Origin of the sequence: Phormidesmis priestleyi ULC007 (genome assembly GCF_003003695.1) — a bacterium.
Lineage (GTDB): Bacteria > Cyanobacteriota > Cyanobacteriia > Leptolyngbyales > Leptolyngbyaceae > Phormidesmis_A > Phormidesmis_A priestleyi_A.
On sequence record NZ_PVWG01000117.1, the window covers coordinates 1 to 1,287 of the forward strand.

Here is a 1,287-nt window from a genome sequence, read left to right on the forward strand (position 1 = left end):
ATAACTACATGGGAAACCTCCCTTCAAACTCGATAGCAAAGCGATTTAATGCCCGTTTCCAGTCTCGGATCGGCATTGTCCATTTTTTAGCAATATTGTGGATCGCTAAATAAATTACCTTCATCACCGACTCATCGGTTGGAAACGACCGATGATTGCGTAAGACCTTACGCAACGTCATATTCATCGATTCAATGGCATTGGTCGTGTAGATTGCTTTACGGATATCAGCCGGGAAGGCAAAGAAGGGGACGATCCTCTCCCAGTGGTGCATCCAAGACTTGCTAATGGTCGGATATTGCTTGTCCCAGCTTTCGGCAAACTCGACTAAGGCGAGTTCCGCCTCGGACTCGGTGGCAGCCCCATAAACGGTTTTAAGCCCAGCAGCAACGGCTCTGCGGTCTTTGTAGGAGACGTAGCTGAGGGAGTTGCGCACCATATGGACAATACAGAGTTGCACCTGGGTCTGAGGAAAGACCGTTTCAATCGCCTCCGGGAATCCGGTCAGTCCATCGACACAAGCAATAAAGATATCTTTAACCCCGCGGTTGTTCAGTTCGCTTAAGACCGACAGCCAGAACTTGGACGATTCATTCTGGGTCATCCACATGCCCAATAGCTCCTTCTGCCCTGCCAGGTTAACGCCCAGTGCCATGTGAATCGCCTTGTGAATGACTCGTCCTTCATGACGCACTTTGACCACAATGGCATCAAGATAAACAATCGGATAGACCTCATCAAGACTGCGATTTTGCCAGAGTTTCCGTTCCGCTTCGACCGCCTCAGTCACGTTAGAAATCAGCATATGGGACACCTCAACCCCATATAAATCTTGAAGTTGAGCTTGGATGTCGCGGGTTGTCATGCCTCGCGCATAGAGCGAGAGAATCTTATCGTCGAAGCCGTTGAAACGAGTTTGACCCTTGGCAATCAGGATGGGTTCAAATTCACCATGACGATCTCGGGGGATAGCGATTTCAGCTTCGCCAAACTCACCCTTGATGGTTTTCTGGCTATGTCCATTGCGGCGATTCTTAGGAGAGGCAGGGACGGGTTCGAGTTGCTCTTGTTGCAGATGGGTATTGAGTTCTGCGGTGAGGCAGCGTTCGATCAAAGCTTTGGTCAGTTGCTTAAAAATGCCGCCTTCACCCATGAGATCTTCAGGGTTGCGATATTCTTTGAGAAGTTCGTCAATTAATTCAGGTCGAAAGGTCATGAGTTTGTGTCTCTGGTGATGGGTTCATTAGATCGTGTTTTGACCTCTGACACAAACTAATTTACACTCCC

General features: G+C 48.8%; 1 protein-coding gene. It reads right to left on the bottom strand.

The window, feature by feature from the left end; translation table 11 throughout:
- Window positions 1-4 precede the first annotated feature (4 nt).
- Window positions 5-1,216, bottom strand: coding sequence for an IS256 family transposase (locus tag C7B65_RS26920; protein ID WP_073075377.1), 1,212 nt, complete (start codon window positions 1,214-1,216; stop codon window positions 5-7).
- Window positions 1,217-1,287: the final 71 nt, after the last annotated feature.